Source organism: Streptomyces sp. NPDC033270 (assembly GCF_055576575.1).
In genome coordinates this window covers 1-2,130 of the sequence record NZ_JBVIRA010000016.1, presented here as the reverse complement: position 1 = coordinate 2,130, position 2,130 = coordinate 1, and the positions used below count along the sequence as shown (strand labels likewise).

Below are 2,130 nucleotides of genomic sequence, written 5' to 3'. Positions count from 1 at the left end.
TACACCACAAGCACAACACGCCACACCATCCCTCCCTCTTTCCGCTGCCCCTCCCCCCCCCCTCCTGGGATTCTTTCCCCCTCCCCCCCCCCCCCCCCCCCCCCGTGCCACCGGGCGCTCAGTGCCGCTTGGGCAACGGCACCCGCATCAGGTCCCTGGCGATGGTCAGTTCGCCCGTATAGCCGGCCGCCCGGGCCTGCCGCTCGAACTCCGCCGGGTCGGAGTACCGCTGCGAGAAGTGCGTCAGGACCAGATGCCGCACGCCCGCCCGTGCGGCCACCTCGGCGGCCTGTCCGGCGGTCAGATGACCGTGGTCGACGGCCAGTTGGACGTCCTCGTCCAGGAACGTCGACTCGATGACGAGCATGTCCACGCCCTCGGCGAGCGCATGGACGCCCGGGCACAGCCGGGTGTCCATCACGAACGCGAACCGCTGGCCGGGGCGGAGTTCGCTGACGTCCTCGACGGTGACGCCGTTCAGCTCGCCCAGCCGCTGCAGACGCCCGACGTCCGGCCCGGTGATGCCGTGCTCCGCCAGCCGCTCCGGCAGCATCCGGCGGGAGTCCGGCTCCACCAGGCGGTAGCCGTAGGACTCCACAGGGTGCGAGAGCTTGCGCGCCTCCAGCAGATACGACTTCGAGCGGTCCAGCTCACCGTCCTCGACGACCGGCCGCTGGACCAGCCGGACCGTCTCCCGGTACGCGGTGGCATAGCGCAGCCGGTCGAAGAAGCGCTCCCCGCTGGCCGGGTAGTGGGCGGTGATCGGGTGCGGCACCCGGTCCAGATTGATCCGCTGGATCACCCCCGCCAGGCCGAGCGAGTGGTCGCCGTGGAAGTGCGTGACGCAGATCCGGTTGAGGTCGTGGGCGGCGACGCCGGCGCGCAGCATCTGGCGCTGGGTTCCCTCACCGGGGTCGAAGAGCAGCCCCTGGCCGTCCCAGCGCAGGAGATAGCCGTTGTGGTTGCGGTGCCGCGTGGGGACCTGGCTCGCGGTACCCAGGACGACCAGTTCGCGTACGGACACGGTCGACTATCCGGGGGGCCATTGGAGGCCGCGGCCACCCAGGACGTGCAGATGCGCGTGGAAGACGGTCTGGCCGGCGCCGGCGCCGGTGTTGAAGACGACCCGGTAGCCCCGGTCCTCGACCTTGTCCTCGGCGGCGACCTCGCGGGACTCGCGCAGTATGTCGGCGATGACCTGCGGCTCGGCGGCGGCCAGGGCGGCGGCGTCCGGGTAGTGCACCTTGGGGATCACCAGGACGTGCGTCGGGGCCTGGGGGTTGATGTCGCGGAACGCGACGGTGGTCTCGGTCTCCCGGACGATGGTCGCCGGCACCTCCCCCGCCACGATCTTGCAGAACAGGCAGTCGGCCTGCGGTTCTCCCGCCACCGGTGGCTCCTCCCGGGTCGTTCGTCATGCGCACGGTACGCACGGCTTGGGATGCTACCGGGCGGCCGGCACGGCGTCGGAACGGGCGCGCCCCGCCCCTCGGCGCCACACGGCCCCGGGGATCACTAAGCTGACCAGTGATCGCTTTCGCCCACAACCGGGAGTTATGCACCATGGCAACCACGCGCACCGCCCAGACCCACTGGGAAGGCAACCTCCTGGAGGGGAAGGGCACCGTCGCCCTGGCGTCCTCCAACATCGGTACGTACGACGTGAACTGGCCCGCCCGCGCGGAGCAGCCGAACGGCGTCACCAGCCCCGAGGAGCTGATCGCCGCGGCCCACTCCTCCTGCTACTCGATGGCCTTCTCGCACGGCCTGGCGGGCAAGGGCTACACCGTGGCGTCCCTGGACACCAAGGCCGATGTCACCTTCCAGCCCGGTGAGGGCATCACCGGCATCGTCCTGACCGTCAAGGCCAGCGTCCCCGGCCTGTCCGAGGCGGACTTCCAGGCGGCGGCCGAGGACGCCAAGAAGAACTGCCCGGTGAGCCAGGCCCTGGCGGGCGTCAAGAACATCACGCTGAACGCGGAACTGCTGGCCTGACGCGTCGGCCGGCCCGGGCCGGTCGCTCCTTGCGTGAACGGCGGTGGGGGGGGGGGGGGGGGGGGGGGGGGGGGGGGGGGGGGGGGGGGGGGGGGGGGGGGGGGGGGGGGGGGGGGGGGGGGGGGGGGGGGGGGG

At 72.2% G+C, this 2,130-nt stretch carries 3 protein-coding genes; 1 reads left to right on the top strand and 2 read right to left on the bottom strand.

Annotated features, from left to right (window positions below; translation table 11 throughout):
* Window positions 1-118: 118 nt before the first annotated feature.
* Both ACZ5XZ_RS22080 and ACZ5XZ_RS22075 read right to left on the bottom strand, forming a co-directional pair.
* Window positions 119-1,024: a ribonuclease Z gene (locus ACZ5XZ_RS22080; protein ID WP_468980555.1), complete on the bottom strand. Its 906-nt coding sequence runs from the start codon at window positions 1,022-1,024 to the stop codon at window positions 119-121.
* A 6-nt stretch (window positions 1,025-1,030) separates the two neighbouring features.
* A complete protein-coding gene (locus ACZ5XZ_RS22075) occupies window positions 1,031-1,390 on the bottom strand; it encodes a histidine triad nucleotide-binding protein (RefSeq protein WP_363153684.1) in 360 nt (119 codons plus the stop codon).
* 173 nt (window positions 1,391-1,563) lie between these two features.
* Between ACZ5XZ_RS22075 and ACZ5XZ_RS22070 the strand changes: the two genes are divergently transcribed.
* The gene (locus tag ACZ5XZ_RS22070) at window positions 1,564-1,995 is read left to right on the top strand and encodes an OsmC family protein (protein ID WP_468980553.1); all 432 of its coding nucleotides are present in this window, start codon (window positions 1,564-1,566) and stop codon (window positions 1,993-1,995) included.
* Window positions 1,996-2,130: the final 135 nt, after the last annotated feature.